Raw genomic sequence first — 22,042 nt, 5'->3', positions numbered from 1 at the left:
GGCGCAGGACAGATCAAGACAGGATCGGCCAGTCGCACGGACCGCATCGCCAAGTACAACCAGCTACTTCGGATTGAAGAAGAGTTGGGGCAGGCGGCGCAGTTTCTGGGAATTGAGTCGGTCAACTTCGGGCAGTAGCGGGAGAACAGCAGATGGGCGGGCGAGAGCGCAGAGCTTTCGCCCGCCGTTGTTTTTGCGGGCAGGCTTGTGAGGCATCAGCATCGGTATCAGGATTCGGAGATACCGCTGGCGTCGAGCAATTCGACCTCTTCACCACGACGGCCGGTCAAGGTGTGCCACAGTTTGGATGGCCAGTCCGGGTCCATGCAGGGCCGCTCGATGAACTTGTAATACAGGATCGAGCACAGCAGGATTGGAATTCCCATGGCGACGAGTTGAATTGCATAGTTTGCCAGGAAGTCATAGCGGACGACGATCAGCCTTCTCGTCGCTTTGAAGAAGACGGCCATCAGGGCAAAGTGCAACAGATAGATGGAATAGCACATACCGCCGATGACGGCGATCCATGGGTTGGAGACAAACTTCCGCAACAGAACGCTGCGCATTGCCGCCAGGCAGAGCACAAAGAAGACGAACGGCAGAAGAACATGCGCGGCGTAGACGTCATGGCCCGTGCCGTACATATAGATGAGCGCCGCAAATCCGGCGATGTCCCACAGCCACGTGGTCCGCATATGCGGAAGGTCGAGCACGAAGATGTCAGCAAGAAGAAGGCCGGCGAGGAAATATTGCACCGAGAACAAAATGCTCAGTTCGATACGCGGGACGTGGCTGAACGGAGATTGCGCCAGGCCAATGGCCAGGATGGAGCAGGCGATAGAGATGCGCCGGGCAAGCCGCCGCCTGAACCGGAAGATCAACATGAAGAGCGGGGCGAGCAGGTAGAACTGTATCTCGACTTCGAGGCTCCACGTGACCGGGTTGATCGGGCTCATGACGCCGTACACGATGTTATGCAGGTAGAAGAAGCTCGCCGCTATGTGTCCTGTGAAGCCGGAGTCGAGTCGTCCATGCTGATAGACCAGGAGCATGACGACGAAGAGCGCCATGGAAAGCATGTACGGCGGCTCGAGTCTGGTGACGCGCCGCATGTAGTATTTGCGCAGTGACACGTCTTTTGCCTGAAGCAGATGGTGTCGTGCAAAGGGCAGGGCAAGGATCATGCCGCTGATGACGAAGAACAGAAGGACGCCGCGATCTCCGTTGCCGATGGCCCAGAACAATGCGTGGTATTTCGGCTCGATTGGGATAGGTCGGCCCGACCGATGTGCCAGTTCTCCTGCGAGGTGAAAGAGGAATACCGAAGAGATGGCGATAAACCGCAGGCCGTCGATTTCGGGAATCCATCGCCCGTCCCGCGTGATTCGCCGTATCTTATCGATGAGCATAAGTTCAGGGTGCTTCATTTATAACATTAGATATGCCCTCAAATTCATCACACGCATCTCGCCGCCCAGTGGTGCTCACCATCCTTGACGGATGGGGTTATCGCGCCGAAACCAACGGCAACGCCATCGCTCTTGCCCGCAAGCCCGTCTACGACAAGCTGCTTGCCGATTATCCGAATACGCTGCTTCGCGCTAGCGAACATTTTGTCGGCCTGCCTGATGGGCAGATGGGCAACTCTGAGGTTGGCCACCTGAATCTGGGCGCAGGGCGCATTGTGCGCATGGATATGACGCGCATCGATGCGGCGATTGAAGACGGCAGCTTCTTCAGCGACCCGACGGTGGTTCGCGCGTATGAACTGGCAGCGCAGGATGCGCGCGCGCTGCACCTGATTGGGCTGCTGTCGGACGGTGGAGTGCATTCGCACCAGAGACATTTATATGCATTGCTGCGCATGGCGGCGCAGCGCAAGCTGACGCGCGTATACGTTCACGCCTTCATGGATGGACGCGACACGATGCCTACCAGCGGTCTGGGATACATTGAGGAGCTTCATCGCAAGTTCCATGAGTACGGCGTTGGAGTGATTGCCAGCGTCAGCGGACGGTATTACGCGATGGACCGCGATCTGCGCTGGGAGAAGGAGCGCCAGGCCTTTGACGCGCTGGTGACGGGGCACCCGGAGGGCGGTACGTATGGCAGCCCGGCAGAGCGGCTCCGCGAGCTATACAACAACGGAACTACGGACGAGTTCATGCCCCCGTTTACTTGCATCAACCCCACGGATGGCAAGCCGGTTGGTCTGATCCGCGACCGCGACGTGGTGATTAATTTCAACTATCGTGCCGATCGTGCACGCCAGATTACGCGCGTTCTGGGACGCAACTCCGGTTTTGCGCCTGACGCGGGACAGCATCTGCCGAAGGCCGCTGAACTGGACGAGGCGATTCCGCGCAATCTTGTGCCACGCGATTTGCACTACGTCGCCATGACGCAGTACGACAAGACGTTCACCGTCCCTGTGGTCATTCCGCCGGAGAGCATGGACAACCTGCTCGCCAACCTGATGGCGCAGGCCAATCTGCGCAACCTGCGCGTGGCCGAGACGGAGAAGTACGCGCACGTTACGTACTTCTTCAATGGAGGCATCGAGAAGCCGTTTGCCGGTGAAGATCGCGTGCTGGTTCCTTCGCAGAAGGTGGCGACGTATGATCTTGCGCCGGAGATGTCGGCGGCGGGGATTGGAGATGCGGTCGTCAAGGCTGTCGGCGACACGGCGTTTGATGTGATCATCGTCAACTTTGCCAATGCTGACATGGTCGGTCACTCCGGCAAGCTGGAGCCGACGATTCGCGGCGTGGAGGTGGTGGATACGCAGCTTGGGCGCATCTATCAAGCGATCAAACAGCGCGGCGGATCGTTGCTGGTGACGGCTGACCATGGCAACGCCGAGATGCTGATCGATCCGGCAACCGGCGGCCCGCATACGGCGCATACGACCAATCCGGTGCCGTTCATTCTGATTACGGAAGACGGCAAGAAAGTGGGCTTGCGCGATGGCGGAAGTCTGCGTGATATTTCGCCGACGGTGCTGGACCTGCTCCAACTTGGTAAGCCGAAGGACATGACTGGCGGGAACCTGAGAGTGGAGCAGTCGCGCTAAAATTCACGGCGGCCTTCGAGGGCGCGTGACATGGTGACTTCGTCCGCGTACTCGATGTCGCTGCCTGCGGGGACGCCTGTGGCGATCCGCGTCACCTTCAGGTTGGGTTTGGACTTGTGCAGCTCGTGTGCGATGTAGCCTGCGGTGGCTTCGCCTTCGGTGGTGGGCGAGGTTGCGAGGATGACTTCATCGACCTCGGCCAGACGCGTGAACAGGTTGGCGAGGCGTAACTGTTCGGGGCCGACGCCGCCGATGGGCGAGAGCGTTCCGTGCAGCACGTGATAGACGCCAGTGTAGCTGCGGGTCTTTTCGATGGCGGCGATATTGGTCGGCTCTTCGACGACGCAGACGAGGCGCTGGTTGCGCACGGCGCTGGTGCAGTAGGTGCAGGGATCGACGTCGGTGATGTTGTTGCAGATGGAGCAGAGCCGCAGGTGCTGCTTCAGCTCGCGGATGGCGGAGGCGAGTGCCTCGGCGTCTTCGGCCGAGGCGCGAAGGACGTGAAATGCGAGCCGCTGCGCACTGCGCGTGCCGACGCCCGGGAGCTTGCGCAACTCGTCGATCAGGCGCGCCATGGGTCCGGCGAAACGGTCGGCCACTAGCTTAACCCCGGCAGGTCGGGAAGTCCGAGGCCGCCCATCATGCCGGACATGCTGGCCTTGATGGTGTCGTCCACGCGGCGACCGGCCTCGTTGAATGCAGCGGCGATGAGGTCTTCGAGCAGTTCGAGGTCGCCGCCTGCGCTGCCCATCGCCGTGGGCTCGATGGTGATGCGGAGCACTTCTTTTTTGCCGTTCATGCGGACGGTGACAACGCCGCCGCCGGTCGATGCCTCGACGACGGTCTCGGCGAGCTTGCGCTCCATCTGCTCCTGCATCTGTTTGGCCTGCCCGAGCATGTCTTTCATCTTGGCAAGATCAGAAAAGTTCATTCGTTCCTCACGCTAATCATTGTCGCGCAGGTCGATGACGCTGCGAATCTCGGCATGGAACAACGACTGTGCCTGCTGCACGATGGGATGTTCCAATGCTTTGGCCTGGACGCTGCCTGTCTTGGCCGCCTTTGGCTTCTTAGGCGCCGCAGTGTTGGCTGTGCCGGGAAGCAGCACGAGCTTGAGCGATCCTGCTCCGGCTGTGCGCAGCGCGGCGCGGACGATCTTCTCGGCCTCCGGATTAATGACCATCGAGAGCATTGTCTTCGAGATTGCCGTTTGCACGCGAAGCTCGCCGTTCTCGATGGTCCATTCGGCGTCGTCGAGTGCGTCGGATGCGGTGTCCTGGCCTTTGGCTCCGGCGAGTGCTTCAACAGCGGCTTTCTGGAGTAATTCGGCCGAGGCGTCAGGCTGAGCAGCCGGGGTCTCTGGCGGTGTGGCGAGAGTTGGTGAGGCGTCCTGTGCGGCGGCCGCTACTGATTCCAGCGTGGCGGAATCTGGTGCTGCTACAAGTGGGGCTTTGGGTATGGGTATAGGAGAGGGCGTGGCGACCGGCGCAGGCGGCGCATCCTCAAACCGTTTCCGGCTTTGCTCGAAGGGAGAGAAGGCTGGTTTTGTGCTGATGGGTTGCGTAGGCGGTTCGACTGACCGGGGAGCCGGTTTGGGTGAGGAGGTTGCTGCGCTACCGCCAGTAGGCTTGATGGCCGCGCCTGCGGCGGTTGGGAACTGGCTGAGGAGTTCTTCGACAGGCAGCAGGCGGCGCAGGTGGACGAGCTTCAAGAGGCCGAGTTCAAAGTGGAAGCGCTGCTCCTGGCGGTAGCCGAGTTCGTCGAAGGTTCGGAGCATGACCTGAAGGAAGCGGGTCAGCTCTTCTTCGCTGAAGAGTGCGGCGGAGCGGGCGGCGCGGCGCTGTTCGTCAGCGGAGATTTGCAGCAGCTCGGTTGCGGCGCCGCTGCCTTCGGCGATCTTTGCGACGAGGCAGTTGCGCAGATAGCGCACGCACTGACGGGCGAGTTGGGCGGGAGAGTTTCCTGCGTCGAGCAACTGATTGGCGACGGTGATGACTTCGGCGCTGCGGTTGCCATCGACGGCTTCGAGGATTTTTTCAAAGACGGCATTGGGGACCGTGCCCATGAGATCGCGCACCTGCGAGGCGTCGAGGCGCGGTTTACCGTCTTCGAGCGGCGCGCTGGCGATGGCCTGATCCATGATGGAGAGTGCGTCGCGCATGGAGCCGTCGCCTGCTTCGGCCAGCAGGCTGAGCGCGGTGTCGTCGGCGATGACGCCTTCGCGCTCGGCGATGCCGCGCAGCTCGTTGAGGATGTCGGCCAGTTTGACGGCGTGAAAGCTGAAGTGCTGGCAGCGGGAGCGCACGGTCTGCGGAATGTCTTCGGGCTGCGTGGTCGCCATCATGAAGACGATGTGGTCGGGCGGCTCTTCGAGCGTCTTGAGCAGGGCGTTGAAGGCGGCGTCGGTGATCTGGTGCGCCTCGTCGAGGATGTAGATTTTGTACTTGTCGCGCGCAGGGCGGTAGCGGGCAGCGTCGCGCAGCTCGCGGATCTCGTCGATGCCGCGGTTGGTGGCGGCGTCGATCTCGATGACATCGACCGCATTGCCTGCTCGGATTTCGGTGCAGCTTTCGCAGACCTCGCAGGGTTCGGGCGTGGGGCGAAGCTCGGAGCCGATGGCGTTGCGGCAGTTGAGCGCCATGGCGAGGATGCGCGCGATGGTCGTCTTGCCGATGCCGCGATGGCCGCTGAAGATGTAGCCGTGCGCGATGCGGCCCTGGCGCAGGGCGTTCATCAGCGTGACGGTCACGTGATCCTGTCCGACGACGTCGGCGAATCGCTGCGGCCGGTATTTGCGAGCTAAGACCTGATATGCCATAAGAGACGACGGCGATCCATCAAATAAGAACGCCGCAAGGCTATTGTATCGTTCGCTCGTGGGTCAGTTTTCCGCGCCGGGGCCGGTGAGTCGGCGGGCCTGGCGGGCGGCCCTTTTTCTGCGGCGTTCGACTTCATCCTGGCTGAACATGGTGCCACGGCAGACGGGCGCACCGCAGTAGCAGTCGGCGTCGCTTTCGTCGCTGTCGTGCAGGTTGTACTCGTAGGTCAGCTCTTCACCGGCTGCGATGTCGCGCACGGCGACGACGAAGATGCGGCCGTTGATGTCGGTGGTCTCGCAGTTGGGGCTGCAGGAGTGGTTGATGAACATGGCGGTGCCGAAGCCGTCGATGACGAAGCCGTCGTCTCCGCAACTGAAGAGGTAGGTGATGTCGCGGCCCTGGTAGCGGGCGTCGGCTTCGGCCTTGGTGAAGCGCGGGCCGGCGTACTCGCAGACGCGCATTCCTTTTTTAAAGGGCCGCGTGGTATAGCAGCCGGCGGCGTGGATCGAAGAGGAGCGGATAATCAGGCCATCAACCACAGAAACAGTCCATCCGATGAGGGGGTAGGGTCTTGCTGAGCAAGCCCCTGAATGACAATCTATAACAAACGGACGCCTGAGGGAGTCCAACCCTGGACGGATATTCTGGAAGCGATGAGGTTGGGGAGAACAATTCGCCTGCTGCTGGCCACCGGTGGTCTTACAGCGTTTTGCTGGGCGCAGAGTCCGCCTGCAACGAAGCCGGCGGATGCACCTTGTCCGGCGGCGACGACTGCTGCGGATAAGAGTGCAACGGACGGGGCAGGCCCGACGGCGGCGAAGCCGTGTGCCCAGTCGGACGACCATCGTTCGGCTTCGGATCGGTTTCCGTTCCCGGGCGAGGCCAGCCAGCCGGACGCGCCTGCGGCGAATGCTCCGGCTCCCAGCGCACCGAAGCCTTCGGCAGCATCGCAGCATCCGTTTCCGGGCGAACCTGCGGCTGGGGCAGATTCCGGTTCCAGCAGCTCGAGCAGTTCAAGCAGCAGCGATGACGACGGGTACGATCCAAATGCTCCGCTGCCTTCGACGATGCGGCATCCGCCGAAGCCCAGGAAGGTGCAGACGCCGGATGAGCGTGTGGATGAGGACTTGCGGGTCGCGCAGTTTTATCTGGACTCAGGCGACCTGCCAGGGGCGTACCTGAGGGCGAAGGATGCTGTGCGGGTTGAGCCGGACTACTCGGAGACGCACTATATGCTGGGGCAGGTGTTGCAGAAGATGAAGAAGAAGGACGAGGCCATTGCAGAGTACAAGGCGTACCTGAAGATGGACCCGGACGGCGACCGGACGAAAGCCGTGAAAAGGGCGCTCGACGGGTTGCGGTAGATTTGCAAAAAGATTCGGGGTTGAGGCCGTCAGAGTGTAACGTTGGGGTGTCCCTATGACCGACCTTGGTGAGCTTCAACACGCGATCGCCTACTCGCTGCATGGGCTCGATGCGGCGCAGACGCAGTTACGGCCCGTCAAGCGCAAGGGCCGATGGAGCATCCAGCAGATTGTCGAGCACCTGCTGTTGACGTACTCCTCGACGGAGGCGACGATTGCGGCGCGTCTGGAGAAGCACAGGCCGACAAAGTCGAAGCCGCGCATGTTGCAGCGGTTCAGCCAATATACGGTGATCCGGTTGGGGTATTTCCCGCGCGGACGCAAGGCGCCGGCGATGGTGACGCCTCCGGCGGAGATTGCCGCGCCGCGCTCGGGGGATGAGTTGGCGCACGCCGTTCGGGAACAACTGCTGCGGCTGCACGAACTGTGCAATGAGGCGGAGAAGGAGTTTGGCGCGGTACGCTGCGCCAGCCATCATGTGCTGGGGCCGTTGAGCATTGCCGGGTGGCGGCGGTTTCACCTGATTCATGGCGAGCACCATGCGCGGCAGATTCTCGCCATCAGAAAGGCACACGGGGTTTAGTTGTCGTCGAGTTCCTCGGAGTCGGGTTCCGATACGGTTGCGGGCGGATCTTCGGTGAGTTCGTCGGCGACACGGAGGAAGCGGCGCAGATAGCGGAGCGGCTCTTCGGAGATTGCGAGTTCCTTGAGGTGATAGAGCCAGACGTCTTCGCGGGTGCGGCGGCGGGTGTATCCCTTGCGGTAGACGATGCCGATGGTGCCGTCGGCCATTTTTCGGGTGAAGGATTGAGTGGGGACCTGGAAGACCATCTCCTCGCCCGCTTTCCAGAAGGCAGTGGCGAATTCGTGAGAGAAGATGAGGGCGTAGTAGCGCCGTTCGGTCGAGAGTAGCTCGATGGCCTGACGATTGCCGGGCCAGGGCAAGCCGAGTTTGCCGACGTACCATTTGCGGAACTCGAACCCGTTGGCGCGGGCCTGTCCCACGAGTAGTTGAAGAAGCTCGAGCCGTGTCATCGATGTCGCTCCATCATGAGTGTCCGGGCTGGATGAGAGTGTATCAGGGGCGGGGCAGGAGAGTCCGTTATAGTTTACGGTGAGCGGCATCCAACAACATGGATGCGAAGACGGGAACAGCGAACTGAATGCGGATGGAAGGAAGATTGTTGAACGGGATCAAAGCGATTGCGCAAAGGCGATGGAGCATTGTGCTGATCTATGTGCTGGCGTGCGGTTGCGCATTCGGCGCGGCGGGCACTGGCCAGGTGACGCATACGGACCCGATCAACCTGACGCCGGAGGTGCGAGCGGCGCATGAGCGGTTCTATGTAATGGACTACGACGGTGCGCTGAGAGAGTTCGAGGCGATTCAGAGGGCGCATCCGGACAGCGCGATCGCCATCGACTATGTGCAGATGTCGCTGATCTTTCGCGAGCTTTATCGTCAGGACCTGCTGGACACGACCTACTATGCGCATAACAGCTTTCTGACCTCGAAGCGCGAGGTGGATATTCCTGAGGCGGCGCGCGAACGGATTGAGTCGCTGACGGATGAGGCGATTGATCTCTGCGACAAGCAGATCAAGGCCAATCCGAACAATGCGAATGCGTGGTTTGCGCGCGGCTATGCGCGGGGAATGCATGCGGCGTTTATCACGCTGGCTGATCACAGCTTTGTCGCAGCGGCGCGGCAGGGGTTTGCCTCGCGCAGCGACAGCGAAGAGGTGCTGAAGATCGACCCGGATTACGCGGACGCGAAGATGGCGATTGGCATTCAGCAGTTTGCCGTGGCCAGCCTGCCGAGATTGCTGCGGATGATGATCGGCATCGCAGGCGTGACGGGCAGCAAGGAGAAGGGGTTGGCACTGCTGCGGGAGTCCGCGGCGCATGGGATTGTGACGAGGGTCGAGTCGCGGACGGCGCTGGCGCTTTTTCTGCGGCATGATGGCAGGTATCCGGAGGCGATTGTGGTGGAGCGCGGACTGGTGGAAGAGTATCCGCGCGACTATCTGTTCAATCTGGAGCTGGCCAATCTGACGAAGGACGAGGGCAATGGGCCGGAGGCGATTGCGCTATACAAGAAGGTGATCGCCAAGGGGCTAACGCCGGGTTACTTCGTCGAGCCGAGATTGCAGATGGCGTACTTTGGCCTGGCGGACACGCAGCGTGGGCAGAATGAGCTGGCTGAGGCGGCTGAGAACTACTTGAAGGCGGCAGCGTATCCCGGGTCGAGCGACTGGCTGCGGAAGCGGGCGCAACTGAGCGCCGGACAGGTGTTCGACCTGCTGCACGAGCGCGCGGCGGCGGTGAAGCAGTATGAGCTGGCTGCGGCGGCGGGCGGAGACCAGTCGGCGGCGGACGCGGCACGGCGGTATCTGAAGTCTCCCTATGTTGGGAAATGAGCGGTTGGAGATAGATACTTTGTTCTGCCTTGAAGGCGGGCGCTATGGCAAAATAGGAGCAGTTTCCCGGAGTCTGCCATGTTCTGTAGCCGTTGTGGAAAGCAGTTGGACCCGACCTCGCGCTTCTGCACCGGGTGCGGAGCGACGGTCAATTCAGTTCCGCCCGCAGCCGCGGCGCGCACCGGACAACTGGTGCGTCCGCGTGAGAACCGGATGATTGGCGGCGTGTGCGCAGGGTTTGCGCTGCACTATGGGTGGGACCTGAGCCTGGTGCGAGTCATCACGGCGGTGATTATGGTGCTGAGCGCGGGCGCGGGCGTGGTGGCTTACATTGCTGCGTGGGTGATTATCCCTGAAGCGCCCTTTGGGCTGCCGGTAAAGAGCGTCTGATCTTGTCGAAAACACTGTCTGGAAAAAAAGTAGTTCAGTCTGGGGCGCGTCCTTTTGTGTACCGCCGGGGTGTGCTCCATTGCGATGGCGTGGGGGTGGCCTCGCTGGCGGAGAAGTATGGGACGCCGCTGTATGTGTATTCGGCCGAGCAGATTTTGCGGCGATTTCAGATGTTTGCTTCGGCGTTCAGGGAGCGCCCGCATACGGTGTGCTATGCCGTGAAGGCGAACTCGTCGCTGGCTTTGATGCGGCTGCTGGCGCGGCAAGGGGCGGGGTTCGATATTGTCTCGGGTGGGGAGCTGGAGCGTGTGCGCAGGGCGAGCGCGGCGGCGCTGAAGCGGGTGGTCTTTTCGGGTGTGGGCAAGCAGGTCTGGGAGATTGACGCGGCGCTGAGGGCTGGGATTCTGCTGTTCAACGTGGAGTCTGAGGCGGAGCTGGATGTGCTGGCCGCGCGCGCGAAAGTGCTGGGCAGGCGGGCGCGGTTTGCGCTGCGGGTGAATCCCGATGTGTTTGCGGAGACTCATCCGTATATTTCGACCGGGTTGAGCGAACATAAGTTCGGCATCGACATCAAAAAAGCGCGCGCGATTTATAAGAAGGCCGCGAACTCGAAGTGGCTGGAGGCGGCTGGCGTGAGCGTCCACATCGGCTCGCAGATTCGCAAGGTGGACCCCTTTGCTGCGGCTCTCGGGCGGGTGACGGCGTTGATTGCTGAGTTGCGACTTGACGGGCACGATATTCGCTATGTGGATGCGGGCGGCGGGTTGGGGATTGACTACGGCGCGGGTGACTTTGACCCCGAGCACCAGGTCGAGCGATACGCCGCGGCGCTGACGGAGGGGCTGGGCAGGGAGAAGGCGCATCTGTTGCTGGAGCCGGGGCGATTTATTGTGGCGCAGGCTGGTGCGCTGGTGACGCGGGTGCTCTATGTGAAGAAGAACGGCGCGAAGACGTTTGTGGTGACGGATGCGGGGATGAACGATCTGATTCGTCCATCGCTTTATCATGCGCACCACGAGATTGTTCCGGTGCGGCAGGCGTGGGGCCGGGCGGCGAAGGTGGATGTGGTGGGGCCAGTGTGCGAGTCGGGCGACTTCTTTGCGCGCGATCGGGAGATGGTAGCGGTGCGGCCTGGCGACCTGGTTGCCGTGCTGGACGCGGGAGCCTACGGGATGAGTCTGGCGTCGAACTACAACACGCGCGGGCGTCCGGCGGAGGTGCTGGTAGACGGCGCGAAGTCTACCCTGATTCGGCGGCGTGAGACGGTGCGTGAGATGCTTGAGCCGGAGCTTCTGCCTTGAGCGTAACGCAGCTGTGTCATGCTAGAATCGCAAGGGCGGACGGGCTTTTGACCTAACGAGGCCCGCAGCAAAATCAAAATTGCAAAATCAAGATACGACAGGGGTAGCGCATGTCCGGCCATTCAAAATGGGCCACAATCAAGCATAAGAAGGGCGCGCTTGACGCAAAACGTGGCAAGATCTTCACTCGGCTGATTAAGGAAATTACGATTGCGGCAAAGACCGGCGGAGGCGGCGATCCGGATGGGAACCCGCGTCTGAGGACCGCGATTGCGGCGGCCAAAGCGGAGAACATGCCCGCCGACAACATCAAGCGCGCGATTCAGCGCGGCACGGGCGAGCTGGAAGGCGTCTCCTACGAGGAGATTACCTACGAAGGCTATGGTCCGGGCGGAGTGGCGATCATCGTCGAAGTGTTGACTGACAACAAGAACCGCGCGGTGAGCGAGATTCGCCATGCCTTCAGCAAGAACGGCGGGAACCTGGGCGCGGAAGGCGCGGTCTCGTGGATGTTCACCAAGAAGGGCGTGATTACGCTGGCGAAGTCGGCGGCGTCTGAAGACAAGCTGACCGAGATTGTTCTCGATGCGGGCGCTGAAGACCTGAGCGATGAGGGCGAAAGCTGGGAAGTGCTCACGGATCCTAAGGACTTCGAGGCTGTGACTGAGGCGCTGAAGAAGGCGAAGATTGAGCCGGAGACGGCCGAGGTGACGAAGATTGCCTCGACCTACACGAAGCTCGAAGGCACGCAGGCTAACGCGATGATGCGGTTGCTGGAGGCGCTTGAAGATCTGGACGACACGCAAAATGTCTACTCGAACTTCGATTTTGATGAGGCGGCAGTAGCGAATGCGGGTTAGGCGGAGAGCCAGGTTGTAACGGGAGGCCGCCTTTCACCGGCGGCCTTTCTTCTGCAAACTGTTTTCTGAAACGGAGATTGACCGAGTGACGAAAAGCGCGCGATGCCTGAAGAGGGCTATAGGCTGGGTCGTAATTCTGCTGGCAGCTACCGGGTTTGCGGTTGCGCAGGCGCCTGCTTCAGCCGAGATCTCCAACCCACTTCATACGGCTTCTGCGCACGTGCCGTTTGAGTTTGGGGTGCTGGTGCAGAGCGGATTCGGCGTGACGGAGAACCGGAACGACTTCAAGTTTCTGATGGCGGGCGTTCATGCCGGGAAGGTGTTGACGGGGGATTTTGGGCCGGGACCGTTGCGGGGAAACTTCGAGTACGCCGTGGAGGTCTTTCCGTTCTGGCAGTCGTATTCACCGAAGTTCAGCCGGGAGATGTGCAGACCGGGCGGGGCATCTGGCGTGACTTGTAGCGCGCCGTATACAGTGGGCGGCACGTTTACCGGGATTTCAATTACGCCGACTCTGTTGCGCTGGAACTTTGTGGGGACGCGGCGGATTTCGCCGTGGGTGCAGGGAGGCGGCGGGATGATTTGGACGAACCACAAATACCCGGCCTTCGGCGGCCCGCCCTACAATTTAAATAACGACGGAGTGAACTCGGACACGAGCGTATGGAACTTTACGCCGCAGTTCGGCGTGGGCGCGCACTACTTTATCAATCCTCGGCGGTCGATTGACTTTGGCGCGAATGCGGTCCATATTTCGAGTTCGTCGCTGGGGGACAAGAATCCCGGCATCAACGCGAGCGTACAGTTTTCCGTCGGGTATACGTGGTGGAGATGAAGAACGAAGCCATTATTGAATGCGTCCCGAATTTTTCCGAGGGCAAGGACCTGGCGAAGGTGCGGCAGATTGTTGCCGCCATGCGGGTGGACGAGGTGCGGCTGCTGGACTGGTCGCTGGACGCGGCGCATAACCGCTCGGTGGTGACGATTGCGGGTCCGGGCGCGGCGGTGGTGGAGTCGGCTGTGCGCGGGGCGGGTAAGGCTGCGGAGTTGGTTGACCTGACCGGTCAGAGCGGGGTGCATCCCCGGATTGGCGCGGCGGACGTGGTGCCGTTTATTCCGGTGAGCGGGGCTTCGCTGGCGGAATGCGCGGTGCTGGCGCGGCAGGCGGGATTGCAGATCTGGCGGCGCTTCGGCGTGCCGGTTTATTTTTATGGAGCGGCGGCGGCGCGGCCGGACCGAGTGCAGCTTGAGGACGTGCGCCGGGGCCAGTTCGAAGGACTGCGCGAGGCGGTGCGCAAGGATGCGGCCCGGCGTCCTGATGTGGGCGGCCCGGAACTGCATGACACGGCTGGAGCAAGCGCCGTGGGAGCGCGCAGCTTTCTGATTGCCTACAATGTGCATCTGCACCAGCCGGAGATTTCGGCGGCGCGGGCGATTGCGCGGGACATTCGCGCCTCGAACGGTGGGCTGCATGGGGTGAAGGCGATTGGTGTGCTGGCCAACGGACGGGCGCAGGTGAGTATGAATATCACGGACTTTCGCGTTACGCCAATGCGGCAGGTCTATGCGACGGTCAGCCATCTGGCGCAGCGGCATGGGGTGTTGATCGAGGATGCCGAGCTGATTGGCCTGATTCCTGAGGATGCCTATGAGCCGGATTCGGAGTGGGTACGTCAAATAACTGACTTCGACCCGGAGAGCAAGGTGCTGGAGCGGAGGTTGAACTCCCCGATTGACTGGCCGTAGGCGGCAATCTGCAACAGAAGTGGCAGGCCGGACCCAAGATGGCTACCCCCGTTCACTCTTGCGAGAGAGTCTAATTTCACGAAAGAATAGCTCCCAGGTGCGCGGTTTTCGCCGCCCCAGAGGAACAGAAGGTAACGTATGACTGGAACAAAACGGAATTTCTTCACGATGGCCTTGCTGCTCGCCGGGCTGAGCATGACACCGACGATGGCCCGCGCGGCGCAGCTTTCAAGCGACGCCAAGGCGGCGATCCCCAAGGACGTGCAGCAGCTGATCGTGGTGGACTATCGCGCGATGCAGAACTCGAGTGCGGCGATGGATCTGAAGGACCGCGTGCTGCCGCCCGAACTGAAGCGGCTGGAGACGGCGCTGAAGAGCTCGGGGCTGAAGGTGGATCAGGATGCCGACGTGCTCGCCTTCGCAGCGTTCAATGATCCCCAGTCTAAGGGCACGAAGATTGTGGGTATTGCGCAGGGGCAGTTCCAGACCAGCTCGATTATGGCCCACTTTGCCAAGAACAAGACCAAGCCGGTGATGCTGCGCAATAACAGCGTCTATCCGATGGGTGCGGCGGGCATGAGCGTCGTATTTCTGAATCAGACGACGATGGTGTTCGGCGATCGGGGAGCGATCAAGGCTGCGCTCGATGCGCGCGATGGCCTGTCGCAGAATTTTCTCGACAACAGCGACATGGTGAACGACATGGGCGCTGTGGACCAGAAGGCGGTTTGGAGCCTGCTGGACGCGAAGGGAACTCAGACGATGATGCGGAGTGTGCTGGGCGATGCGGCGCAACTGGCAGACTACGATACGGTGCGCAATCGCATGAAGAGTTCGCGCTACACGATGGATTTTTCCAATGGCGTGAAGTTTGACATGGCCGTGGTGATGTCGGACACGCTGACTGCCGCGACTGCCGCGACGTTGATGAAGGGCGTGGCGCTGATGAGAAAGACCTCGGGTTCGCCGCTGGAGAAGACGGCACTGGACCAGACGACGATTGACTCGAATGCAGGCACGCTGACGGTGGATTACTCGTCGTCGGACAGCCAGTTTGCGAGTCTGTTGACGTCGCCGCTGTTTCAGTCTGTGGTTCGGTAGGCCGGTAGATTGGAGTCGATCAAACCCGCCCTCATCTGGGGAAGATGAGGGCGGGTTTTTATTGCCGAGCATCAGGCCGCGCGCAGCAGGGGGAGCACTCGGGCTTTGACTTGTTCGGCGGTGAAGGGTTTGCAGATGTAGCCTTGCGCGCCGTTGGCGATAGCGCGCAGGACGAAGGGTTCGCTGCCTTCGGTGGTGATCATCACCACAGGGACGCCTTGCGCGAGGTTCTCCTTGCGCCGCTGTTCGAGGAATTGCAGACCGTCCATGACGGGCATGTTGATGTCGCTCAGAATGAGGGCGAGCGGGTTGGCGTTGCCGCTGTCGCTGCGCAGAGCCTGGAGCGCCTCCTCGCCGTTGGATGCCTGGAGTATCTCGGTGATCTCCAAGCCGGCCTGGTGCAGCGCCCTCTCAATCACCTTTCGCATTACGGCTGAATCGTCAATAATCAAAGCTCGCAAAACCCGTCCTCCCGGTAAGTACAACTGGTCTGTGCTCAGTATCGGCAGGATGGGTGTGGAGCTTGAGAGGCTGCGGAACGTGGAAGGTTGGCAAGGCGACCACGGATTGCACGGATAGCGCGGATAAAAGCAGGATTCCTCGCTTCGCTGTGGAATGACCATGCAGCGTGTTAGCGGCTTCTAACCGGAGCGCGCAACGTTCGGCCATGCAAATGCATGAGACCTGTGCATGGATAGCGGACTCTATGCGGCATATACAGGGTTGCTCTCGCGCACACAGGCGCTGGACACCGCAGCTAACAATTTAGCCAATGCGGGGACAAGCGGTTTTCGCGCGCAGCGGGACTACTTTCGCGGCGTGCTGGCCGGAGGGATCGACCAGGACCTGACGACGGCTTCGCAGGTGGGCCAGGCGGTGAACGGCTTCGGCGTGCTGGGCGGCGACCGGCTGGATTTCTCTCAGGGGCAGATGGAGACGACCGGCAACCCGCTGGACCTTGCCTTACAGGGCTCAGGGTTCTTTGCGATCCAGACAGCGAATGGCATTCGCTACACACGGGATGGCGGGTTTACGCGCTCCCCGGCTGGGGTTTTAGAGACCAGCATGGGCGAGCCTGTGCTGGACGTAAAGATGCAGCCAATCACAATTCCAACCGGAACCATTCACGTGAGCGCGGACGGGACTGTCTCTGTCTCAACTCAGGATGGGAGTGCGATTGCCGGGCAGGTGGGCGTCTTCGACTTTGCAGACGAGACCGCATTGACCGCAGAGGGGACGAACACATTCAACGCGAATGGGACGAAGCCCATCGCCGGAGCAGCCACGGTCCAGCAGGGCGCGCTTGAGAACTCGAATGAGAGCGCAATTCAAGGAACGATGCAGATGGTGCTGGTGGAGCGTCAGGCCGAGATGATGCAGCGCGCGCTGAGGGTCTTCGATAACGACTTTGACAAGGCGGCAACGGAAGACCTGCCGCGCGTGTAATGCATGCAGCGTAGTGGATTTGAGACGGAAAAGGAGCGGAGATGATTCGAGCTTTGTATACGGCAGCAAGCGGGATGAGTGCACAGCAGTCGAACCTGGACACGGTGGCAAACAACCTTGCCAACTCGGGGACTGCGGGTTTCAGGGCGCGCAAGATGCAGTTTGAGGACATGATCTACCAGAATCTGGTGACGCCGGGCGCGGCAGACAGCCAGCAGACGATGTCTGCGGGGTTGCAGATTGGTCTGGGCACCAAGTCGACTTCGAGCGAGATCATTATGACCCAGGGAACGCTGAACCAGACCGGCAATCCTCTGGATATGGCGATTCAGGGCGCGGGATTTTTTCAGGTCTCGAAGCCGGACGGCACGATTGAGTACACACGCGCCGGCAACTTCAGCCGCAGCAATCAGGGAACGATCGTGACCGAGGACGGCGATGCCGTACTGCCCGCGATCACGGTTCCGGCGAATGCAACGTCGGTGACGATCTCGCAATACGGCGTGGTGACGGCGACCATTCCGGGGCAAACCAATCCGGCGCAGCTTGGAACGATTCAGTTGGCGACCTTTCCTAACCCTGCGGGGCTGGAGTCGGTGGGGAGCAATCTCTTCCGGCAGACGGCGGCGTCGGGCAATCCGATTACGGATGCGCCGGGCGGCACGAGCGGCATGGGCACGCTGCAACAGGGATATGTGGAGAACTCGAACGTGGATGTGGTGGGCGAGTTCGTGCAGATGATTCTGGCGCAGCGGGCTTATGAGAGCAACTCAAAGGTGGTGCATGTGGCCGATAACATGTACTCCGAGATCAACAATCTAGTGCAGCAGTAAGAGGCCGTCGATGCGAAAGATTCTGTGGCCGTGGTGGACGATACTCGTGTGGATGGCTGTGTGGATTGCGAGTGTTCTCGTAGTTTCCATTGCGCAGGCCAGTTGTGTTAAGGGGCGTGCGCACGCCGCGAAATCCGAAGACGATACGCAATCGTCGACCGACAAGGCGGGGTTTCATGTGATCTCGATGCACTGGGACCCTGTGTTGCGGCGGCGCTGGGCGTTGGTAGGAGTCTGTGACCATCCGGATTGGCCGGCGGTAGTCATGCCCATGAGCGATCTGAGGGGTGAGTTCAGTACTACACAGAGCCAGGAAGTTCGCCGAGCGGTGCTGCGAGCGGAACCTGTTGTGCGAGCCGGCGATGCAGTGCAGCTATGGAGCAGGCAGGGCGATCTGCGGATTGAAGCGGCTGCGATTGCCGAGCAGAACGGCGGGTTGGGGCAGGTTGTACGTGTGAGGCTGATGCAGAGAAAGACCCTTGGCCAACAGGTGGAAGAAGAGTTTTCAGGTGTTGTACGCGGGCCGCGTGATGTGGAGATGCAACCATGATGGAGTCGATCAATCTGGAACCGGGCACATGGGCGGCTGACAATGAGACAAGGGGATTTGTCCGCCCGATTGGGTATGCTCGGCTGGAGTGCGAAGGCGTGGGGCGGTTTGCGCTGTGGGTTGTGCTCACCCTGTTGCTGCTGCTCGCTGCGACCTCCATGCGAGCAGCGCCGTTCAGGAAGAACAAGAAGGAGCTTTCGGTAAAGCCGAATGTCGCGTCGGAGTCGTTGGCGGCGTATCTGGCACGGGTGCGGGCGGAGAGCTCGAACGTGCAGGCAACGCCGGGATCCATCTGGACAGACACGGGGCGGCTGACGCGGATGAGCACGGATGTGCGGGCGATGCGTCCGCATGACCTGATTTCGGTGGTTGTGATGGAGAACCTGGCAGCTTCACGGGATGGCACGGTGAAAAATTCGCGGTCTTCGAGCGCGAACTCGCAGGTCGCGTCGCTGCTGGGCAATCTCCACGCGGGCAATGCACTTCAGAACCTGGTGAATCAGACTTCGTCTTCGGCATTGAATGCGCAGGGAGCGACGGAGACGAACTCCAGCCTGAGCACGGTCTTTGGCGGGCAGGTGGTGGATGTGCTGCCGAACGGGATGCTGGTGATTGAAGCGGCGCGGCAGGTGGAGTTCAGCCAGCAGACGGAGACGATTGTGCTACGCGGACTGGTGCGGCCCGAGGACATCTCGCAGCAGAATCAGGTGAGTTCGACGGCCATCTCTAGCCTCGAGCTGGAGGTGCGCGGCAAGGGAATTATCTCGGACTACACGCGCAGGCCGAATGTCTTGATCAGGCTATTGCAGCAGTTGTTGATCTTTTAGCGGAGAAGTGATGCGAGCAGGAAATGTATTTCACGAAATGGTGTATCGAATACCGAAGAAGGGACTGGCCTGTCTGCTCTGCGCGGTCGGAATTCTGGCTTCAGCGGTTGCTGGGTTTGCGGCGGATACGACCGCAGTCGCGCCGCGTATGGCGCGCGTGAAAGATGTTTCTTCGATCGAGGGCATTCGTGACAACCAGTTGGTTGGTTACGGAATCGTGGTGGGGCTTGAAGGAACGGGAGACAGCCAGCAGACGACGTTCCCCGCGCAGACGCTGGCCGCCACGCTGTTGCGCATGGGCGTCAGCGTGCCTGCGGCCTCGATTCGCGTGCAGAACCTGGCTGCTGTTTTTGTTGCGGCGACGCTGCCACCGTTTGCCAGGCCGGGCACGAAGATTGACATTACGGTTTCTTCAGCGGGCGATGCGCGGAGCCTCGAAGGCGGGCTGCTGCTGATGACTCCGCTCTATGGCGCAGATGGAAAGATCTATGCGCAGGCGCAGGGGCCGCTGGTCGTCGGCGGCTATTCGGTGGGCATGAACGGCAATGTGAAGCAGGTCAATCAGCCGAACACGGCGCGCGTGCCGTTTGGCGGAATTGTGGAGCGCGGCGTGCCGCTGGAGCTTGAGGGGAGGACGAACTTCTCGCTGTTGCTGAACGACGCGGACTTTCGCAGCGCCGAGGCAATGGCCCAGGCGATTAATCATCAGTTGGGCAGGGAGGCCGCGCGCGCTCTCGACAGCCGCCGGGTAGACCTTACGGTTAAGCCGGGCGAGGACATTCCCGAACTGCTTGCGGAGGTGGAGTCGATCAATGTTCCGGTGTTTCCCAGGGCGAAGGTCGTGGTGAATGAGCGCACGGGGACGGTGGTCATCGGCGGCACGGTGGTGTTGCAGCCGGTCTCGATTCTTCATGGCGGGCTTGAGGTGAATGTGGTGAGCGACTTTGAGGTGTCGCAGCCTTCGCCTTTCTCGTCGGGCGGAACGACGCAGGTAGTGCAGCAGACGAGAATCAGCACGACGGACAAGCCGGTAAACAGGATTGAGCTGAAGCAAGGCGCGACGGTCGATGACCTGGTGCGCAGTTTGCAAACGATTGGCGCAACTGCGCGGGATGTCATCTCCATTTTGCAGGCGATGAAGGCAGCGGGCGCGCTCGAAGCGGAGATTCAGGTGCTATGAGGATTGCTCAGATCGCAAATCGACCCGTGACCAGTGCGGACCAGCAGAAGCAGGCGAAGCTGGCCGATGCTGCCGAGCAGTTCGAGGCCATGATGATGCAGGAGCTGCTGAAGCCGCTTCAGGCAGGCCAGGATGGGTGGGGCGGAGACGCGCAGAACGACGATGCTGGCGCAGATACGATGAGCAGTCTAGGCGCGGAAGCCGTGGCAAAGGCGATTGCGAAGAACGGCGGCCTGGGCATCGCCAAGCAGGTCATCCGGCAGGTAACTCGAGAAAGCCAGCGAACTTAGCGGGAACCGTGAGAGTACTAAAGTTTTCCGATTCTGCGCCGATACTGTGAAGTAGACGGAGGATCGCTATGAGTCACACAGATGGAATCGGCAGCCTGCAGCAGACGACAGGGTCGATTTCGGCGACAAAGCCCACGCAGCAGGCCACGAACGCCGTGGCTAATACGAGGCAGAATGGTGAGTCCGGAGCAGTCCGCACGGACCATGCGGAGCTGAGCAGTACGGGCGAGCTGATCTCGAAGGCGTTGGAGCACTCCGATGTGCGCATGGACAATGTACAGGCATTGCAGCAGGCGATTGCCTCGGGCACCTATCACGTCTCTTCGTCTGACGTTGCAGACAAGTTGATTGAGACTTTGATGAATTGAGAACGCGGGGGCGCTGAGCGGCAACCGGGCGGAGGAATATGGGACTGACTTCATTGATGGACATGGCACAGCAGGCGCTGACTGCCGATCAGAATGCACTGAATGTGACCTCGAATAATGTGGCCAATCAGAACACGCCAGGCTACACGCGCGAGACGGTCACATGGCAGATGAACGATGTGGTGACGTTAAGCGGTGCAAGTTACGACGCCGGAGTGACGTCGTCTGCATCTTCACAGCGCGACCGGGTACTTGAGCAGCGGGTGCAGCAGCAAACGCAGACGCAGGCGCAAAGCTCAGCGCTCGAAGGAGCATTGCAGCAGGTTGAGAACGTATTCGGGCTGAGTTCCACGTCCTCGTTACCCGCCTCGACTGCGCTGGGTACAGCCATGAACTCGTTCTTCAGTTCGCTTTCTGCGCTGACGGCCAACCCCTCGGACACGTCGCTGCGGCAGAGCGTGCTTTCGGCGGCGAATACGCTGGCTTCGACCTTTAGCTCGGCTGCCGACCAGATTTCGCAGATTACCGCGGGGCTGAATCAGCAGGTGAGTGGCATTACCGACCAGGTGAACTCGCTGACCTCGACAATTGCTTCACTGAATCAGAAGATTGGCAGCGCAAGCCCCAACGCTGATGCGGGACTGCTCGAAGACCAGCGGCAGCAGGCGATTGCCAGTCTCTCGCAGTTGATTGGGCTGAATCAGATTGCGACCGAGAGCAACGGCATTACGCTGACGACGAGCAATGGAGCGGTGCTGGTGGATGGCGGCAAATCGTTTGCGCTCGGGACTACGAACGTTGCAGGCGTAACAGACGTTGTTGCCGGAGACACCGGTGCTGACGTGACCGCAGGACTTACGGGCGGTCAACTCGGCGGTGTACTTGCGGCGCGCGACCAGAAGATACCGAGTTATACGGCGTCGCTCGACGACCTGGCTTATGCGGTTGGGACGAAGGTAAACCAGCAGAATGCATTGGGTCTGGATGGCAACGGCAACCCGGGCGGGGCGCTGTTTACGCTGTCTGCGAGCGCGACTGGAGCTGCGGCTGCGATTGCCGTGGCGACGAGCGACCCGAAGGCTGTGGCTGCTGCTGCGGCGGGCGAAGGTTCGTCGGGCAATGGAAACGCCCAGGCGCTGGCCGACGTTTCGGGCGCGGTGATTGTGGGCGGAGAGACAGCAGGGGACTACTATTCCGGGTTGCTCAGCCAGATTGGCAGCGATGCATCGGAGGCCTCGACCGACAACACGACGCAGCAGGCGGCGCTGACGCAGTTGACCACGCAGCGCGACTCGCTTTCGCGCGTGTCGCTGGATGAAGAGGCTGCAAACCTGACGCAGTATCAGCGATCGTATGAAGCGGCGGCGAAGTTGTTCACGATTACCGATTCGCTGATGGCCGATGCGCTGAATATGGGCGTCCAGTCAGCGGTGAGCTAGCGCAGGCTGTCCAGAGATTCAGCAGAGGGGGAAAT

Annotated in this window: 26 protein-coding genes; 19 read left to right on the top strand and 7 right to left on the bottom strand. The window is 60.9% G+C overall.

All coding sequences use genetic code 11. The annotated features are described in order from the left end of the window. The first annotated feature begins 12 nt into the window (after window positions 1–12). Window positions 13–138 (top strand): hypothetical protein, encoded by a 126-nt coding sequence (locus VFU66_RS09300; RefSeq protein WP_524536964.1) that lies wholly within the window; start codon window positions 13–15, stop codon window positions 136–138. Window positions 139–227: 89 nt separating this feature from the next. Here VFU66_RS09300 and VFU66_RS09295 read toward each other — a convergent pair whose 3' ends face one another. Next, window positions 228–1,409 carry an acyltransferase family protein gene (locus tag VFU66_RS09295; protein ID WP_326445962.1) on the bottom strand — a complete coding sequence of 394 codons (1,182 nt, stop codon included), beginning with the start codon at window positions 1,407–1,409 and terminating at the stop codon, window positions 228–230. A 32-nt stretch (window positions 1,410–1,441) separates the two neighbouring features. On the opposite strand from VFU66_RS09295, the gene gpmI reads away from it, so the two are divergent. After that, a complete protein-coding gene (gene gpmI / locus VFU66_RS09290; protein ID WP_326445961.1) occupies window positions 1,442–3,073 on the top strand; it encodes a 2,3-bisphosphoglycerate-independent phosphoglycerate mutase in 1,632 nt (543 codons plus the stop codon). Here gpmI and recR read toward each other — a convergent pair. From recR to VFU66_RS09270, 4 genes are all read right to left on the bottom strand, one after another. After that, entirely contained in the window at window positions 3,070–3,648 is a 579-nt protein-coding gene (gene recR, locus VFU66_RS09285) for a recombination mediator RecR (protein ID WP_326445960.1), read from the bottom strand. The genes gpmI and recR overlap by 4 nt on opposite strands. A gap of 23 nt (window positions 3,649–3,671) precedes the next feature. After that, the gene (locus VFU66_RS09280) at window positions 3,672–4,004 is read right to left on the bottom strand and encodes a YbaB/EbfC family nucleoid-associated protein (protein WP_326445959.1); all 333 of its coding nucleotides are present in this window, start codon (window positions 4,002–4,004) and stop codon (window positions 3,672–3,674) included. Between the two features lie 12 nt (window positions 4,005–4,016). Continuing rightward, the gene (dnaX, locus tag VFU66_RS09275; RefSeq protein WP_326445958.1) at window positions 4,017–5,891 is read right to left on the bottom strand and encodes a DNA polymerase III subunit gamma/tau; all 1,875 of its coding nucleotides are present in this window, start codon (window positions 5,889–5,891) and stop codon (window positions 4,017–4,019) included. Between the two features lie 63 nt (window positions 5,892–5,954). Further along, a complete protein-coding gene (locus VFU66_RS09270) occupies window positions 5,955–6,431 on the bottom strand; it encodes an SET domain-containing protein (RefSeq protein ID WP_326445957.1) in 477 nt (158 codons plus the stop codon). 51 nt (window positions 6,432–6,482) lie between these two features. Between VFU66_RS09270 and VFU66_RS09265 the strand changes: the two genes are divergently transcribed. Beyond that, window positions 6,483–7,256, top strand: a complete 774-nt coding sequence (locus VFU66_RS09265; RefSeq protein ID WP_326445956.1) for a tetratricopeptide repeat protein — start codon at window positions 6,483–6,485, stop codon at window positions 7,254–7,256. A 55-nt stretch (window positions 7,257–7,311) separates the two neighbouring features. Continuing rightward, on the top strand, window positions 7,312–7,839 hold the full coding sequence (locus VFU66_RS09260) for a DinB family protein (RefSeq protein ID WP_326445955.1): 528 nt from the start codon (window positions 7,312–7,314) through the stop codon (window positions 7,837–7,839). Here the strand turns inward: VFU66_RS09260 and VFU66_RS09255 are convergent. After that, window positions 7,836–8,291, bottom strand: coding sequence for a hypothetical protein (locus VFU66_RS09255; protein WP_326445954.1), 456 nt, complete (start codon window positions 8,289–8,291; stop codon window positions 7,836–7,838). The two genes, VFU66_RS09260 and VFU66_RS09255, sit on opposite strands and share 4 nt — an antisense overlap. Before the next feature lie 149 nt (window positions 8,292–8,440). On the opposite strand from VFU66_RS09255, the gene VFU66_RS09250 reads away from it, so the two are divergent. The 7 genes from VFU66_RS09250 (at window position 8,441) to VFU66_RS09220 (ending at window position 15,074) form a co-directional block, all read left to right on the top strand. Then, the gene (locus VFU66_RS09250; RefSeq protein WP_326445953.1) at window positions 8,441–9,676 is read left to right on the top strand and encodes a tetratricopeptide repeat protein; all 1,236 of its coding nucleotides are present in this window, start codon (window positions 8,441–8,443) and stop codon (window positions 9,674–9,676) included. A 78-nt stretch (window positions 9,677–9,754) separates the two neighbouring features. Then, window positions 9,755–10,066: a PspC domain-containing protein gene (locus tag VFU66_RS09245; protein ID WP_326445952.1), complete on the top strand. Its 312-nt coding sequence runs from the start codon at window positions 9,755–9,757 to the stop codon at window positions 10,064–10,066. Between the two features lie 2 nt (window positions 10,067–10,068). Further along, window positions 10,069–11,367: a diaminopimelate decarboxylase gene (gene lysA / locus VFU66_RS09240; RefSeq protein WP_326445951.1), complete on the top strand. Its 1,299-nt coding sequence runs from the start codon at window positions 10,069–10,071 to the stop codon at window positions 11,365–11,367. 110 nt (window positions 11,368–11,477) lie between these two features. Continuing rightward, complete coding sequence (locus VFU66_RS09235) at window positions 11,478–12,227, top strand: YebC/PmpR family DNA-binding transcriptional regulator (RefSeq protein WP_326445950.1); 750 nt, start codon at window positions 11,478–11,480, stop codon at window positions 12,225–12,227. 85 nt (window positions 12,228–12,312) lie between these two features. Next, complete coding sequence (locus VFU66_RS09230) at window positions 12,313–13,062, top strand: acyloxyacyl hydrolase (protein WP_326445949.1); 750 nt, start codon at window positions 12,313–12,315, stop codon at window positions 13,060–13,062. Next, window positions 13,059–13,973 (top strand): glutamate formimidoyltransferase, encoded by a 915-nt coding sequence (gene ftcD / locus VFU66_RS09225; protein ID WP_326445948.1) that lies wholly within the window; start codon window positions 13,059–13,061, stop codon window positions 13,971–13,973. The genes VFU66_RS09230 and ftcD overlap by 4 nt, the downstream gene beginning before the upstream one ends. A 138-nt stretch (window positions 13,974–14,111) precedes the next feature. Next, on the top strand, window positions 14,112–15,074 hold the full coding sequence (locus tag VFU66_RS09220) for a hypothetical protein (protein ID WP_326445947.1): 963 nt from the start codon (window positions 14,112–14,114) through the stop codon (window positions 15,072–15,074). 71 nt (window positions 15,075–15,145) lie between these two features. On the opposite strand, the gene VFU66_RS09215 is transcribed toward VFU66_RS09220, so the two are convergent. After that, the gene (locus tag VFU66_RS09215) at window positions 15,146–15,526 is read right to left on the bottom strand and encodes a response regulator (RefSeq protein ID WP_326445965.1); all 381 of its coding nucleotides are present in this window, start codon (window positions 15,524–15,526) and stop codon (window positions 15,146–15,148) included. 238 nt (window positions 15,527–15,764) lie between these two features. Between VFU66_RS09215 and VFU66_RS09210 the strand changes: the two genes are divergently transcribed. The 8 genes from VFU66_RS09210 (at window position 15,765) to flgK (ending at window position 22,007) form a co-directional block, all read left to right on the top strand. Beyond that, on the top strand, window positions 15,765–16,520 hold the full coding sequence (locus tag VFU66_RS09210) for a flagellar hook-basal body protein (protein ID WP_326445946.1): 756 nt from the start codon (window positions 15,765–15,767) through the stop codon (window positions 16,518–16,520). A 41-nt stretch (window positions 16,521–16,561) separates the two neighbouring features. Further along, a complete protein-coding gene (gene flgG / locus VFU66_RS09205) occupies window positions 16,562–17,353 on the top strand; it encodes a flagellar basal-body rod protein FlgG (RefSeq protein WP_326445945.1) in 792 nt (263 codons plus the stop codon). A 10-nt stretch (window positions 17,354–17,363) separates the two neighbouring features. Then, the gene (locus VFU66_RS09200) at window positions 17,364–17,903 is read left to right on the top strand and encodes a flagella basal body P-ring formation protein FlgA (RefSeq protein ID WP_326445944.1); all 540 of its coding nucleotides are present in this window, start codon (window positions 17,364–17,366) and stop codon (window positions 17,901–17,903) included. Next, window positions 17,900–18,730 carry a flagellar basal body L-ring protein FlgH gene (locus tag VFU66_RS09195; protein WP_326445943.1) on the top strand — a complete coding sequence of 277 codons (831 nt, stop codon included), beginning with the start codon at window positions 17,900–17,902 and terminating at the stop codon, window positions 18,728–18,730. The genes VFU66_RS09200 and VFU66_RS09195 overlap by 4 nt, the downstream gene beginning before the upstream one ends. 148 nt (window positions 18,731–18,878) lie before the next feature. Continuing rightward, window positions 18,879–19,910, top strand: coding sequence for a flagellar basal body P-ring protein FlgI (locus VFU66_RS09190; RefSeq protein ID WP_326445964.1), 1,032 nt, complete (start codon window positions 18,879–18,881; stop codon window positions 19,908–19,910). Beyond that, a complete protein-coding gene (locus VFU66_RS09185; RefSeq protein ID WP_326445942.1) occupies window positions 19,907–20,200 on the top strand; it encodes a hypothetical protein in 294 nt (97 codons plus the stop codon). Before VFU66_RS09190 ends, VFU66_RS09185 begins: the two co-directional genes overlap by 4 nt. A 68-nt stretch (window positions 20,201–20,268) precedes the next feature. Next, a complete protein-coding gene (gene flgM / locus VFU66_RS09180; RefSeq protein ID WP_326445941.1) occupies window positions 20,269–20,568 on the top strand; it encodes a flagellar biosynthesis anti-sigma factor FlgM in 300 nt (99 codons plus the stop codon). A 38-nt stretch (window positions 20,569–20,606) separates the two neighbouring features. Then, window positions 20,607–22,007, top strand: coding sequence for a flagellar hook-associated protein FlgK (flgK, locus tag VFU66_RS09175; RefSeq protein ID WP_326445940.1), 1,401 nt, complete (start codon window positions 20,607–20,609; stop codon window positions 22,005–22,007). Window positions 22,008–22,042 lie beyond the last annotated feature (35 nt).

Origin of the sequence: Edaphobacter sp. (genome assembly GCF_035763405.1) — a bacterium.
Lineage (GTDB): Bacteria > Acidobacteriota > Terriglobia > Terriglobales > Acidobacteriaceae > Edaphobacter.
This window is presented reverse-complemented; position numbering and strand designations above follow the sequence as displayed.